This window comes from Gillisia limnaea DSM 15749 (assembly GCF_000243235.1).
Taxonomy (GTDB): Bacteria; Bacteroidota; Bacteroidia; order Flavobacteriales; family Flavobacteriaceae; genus Gillisia; species Gillisia limnaea.
In genome coordinates, this window is record NZ_JH594606.1 from 1,625,158 (window position 1) to 1,626,365 (window position 1,208).

General features: G+C 40.3%; 1 pseudogene. It reads right to left on the reverse strand.

Annotated elements, in window-relative coordinates:
* A pseudogene (glmS, locus tag GILLI_RS09100) lies at positions 1-1,208 on the reverse strand (glutamine--fructose-6-phosphate transaminase (isomerizing)); the annotation flags it as partial.

Below are 1,208 nucleotides of genomic sequence, written 5' to 3' on the forward strand. Positions count from 1 at the left end.
AATTTCTAGGCTGATCAACGTTTTTACCCAACATCACAGCGATATGATAGGATAAAAGCTGAAGTGGAATCGTAGTTAATAACGGAGTTAATGACTCGATGGTTTCCGGAATTTCGATTACATAATCTGCCAGTTCTCTTACGGCCTCATCTCCCTCTGTAACAATTCCAATAATTTTCCCCTGCCTGGCCTTTATTTCCTGAACATTGCTCACTACTTTGTCATAATGCCCTTTACTGGTAGCAATTACAACTACTGGCATGGATTCATCGATTAAGGCAATAGGCCCATGTTTCATTTCGGCTGCCGGGTAACCTTCTGCGTGGATATAGGAAATTTCCTTAAGTTTTAAAGCTCCTTCCAATGCTACAGGGAAATTATATCCCCTTCCTAAATAAAGGCAATTAGGTGAATTCTTATATTTTTCAGCTATTATTTTTATATGATCGTTTTCTTCCAGCACTTTAGTGATTTTTGCCGGAATTCTTTCCAATTCCTGCAAATGGAATCTAAAAGTTGAATCGGATATTGTACCGCGATGTTTGGCCAATTTTAAAGCCATTAAAGTAAGTACTGTAATTTGAGTGGTAAAAGCTTTGGTAGAAGCTACCCCAATCTCGGGACCTGCATGTGTATATGCGCCGGCATGAGCTTCTCTGGATATAGAGGATCCAACCACATTACATACACCAAAAACAAAGGCTCCTTTTTCTTTAGCTAGTTTTATAGCCGCCATAGTATCTGCGGTTTCACCACTTTGAGAAATCGCTATTACCACATCATTTTCAGAAATTACAGGATTTCGGTATCGGAATTCAGAAGCATATTCTACTTCCACCGGGAGTCCGGGCCAAATCCTCAAAAATATATTCTGCAACTAATCCGGCGTGCCAGGAAGTTCCACAAGCAACAATAATGATTCTTTTTGCATTTGCGATGCGTGCCATATTATCATCTACCCCTGCCATTCTAATAATCCCTTCTTCTACCAACATTCTTCCGCGGTAAGTATCGGTTATCGCATCTGGTTGTTCGTAGATCTCCTTCAGCATAAAATGATCGTACCCAGCTTTTTCAATTTGCTCCAGGTTGAGTTGAAGCTCTTGAATATAAGGATCTACCAGAGAATCATCATGGATCTTTCTCACCTTTATTTCTTTCCCAAGTCGTACCACGGCCATTTCCCCGTCTTCCAGGTAAATTGCATT